The organism is Lactobacillus sp. C449L (genome assembly GCF_059900815.1).
Genome location: NZ_JBWXGA010000102.1, coordinates 1 through 496, shown reverse-complemented (window position 1 = coordinate 496; position 496 = coordinate 1). Strand labels below are relative to the sequence as shown.

Genomic DNA, 496 nt, shown 5'->3' with positions numbered 1-496 from the left:
ATCCAAATATAACGGGCATAGAACATGATACGCGAAAAGTGAAAGAGGGAAGTTTGTTTATTTGCATCAAAGGCTACACCGTGGATGGCCATGATTTTGCAAAAGAGGCTGTTAATTCGGGAGCCGTTGCCGTATTGGCCGAGAAACCGTTGCCTCTGGCAGTTCCGGTCATCATTGTGAAGGATACTCAGCGGGCGATGGCGGTCCTGGCTGATGCGTTTTATGGACATCCGACACAGCGCTTGCGCTTGATCGGAATAACAGGAACGAACGGCAAAACGACAACAAGCCATTTGATTGAGAAAATCTTTCATGATGCATGCGAGAAAACAGGGCTTATTGGTACGATGTTCACCAAAATAGGAGAAAAGATTTACGAGACCAAAAATACAACTCCAGATAGTGTAACACTTCAGAGTGCATTTCATGAAATGGAAGAAACCGGTGTCGACACTGTGGTCATGGAGGTGTCTTCACATGCCCTCGAGCTTGGGAG

1 protein-coding gene is annotated in these 496 nt (G+C 46.4%); it reads left to right on the top strand.

Features of this window, described 5'->3' with window-relative positions; genetic code table 11:
• The coding region (locus tag AC2JF9_RS08510; RefSeq protein ID WP_500726907.1) for a Mur ligase family protein at window positions 1–496 on the top strand (496 nt) is incomplete at both ends.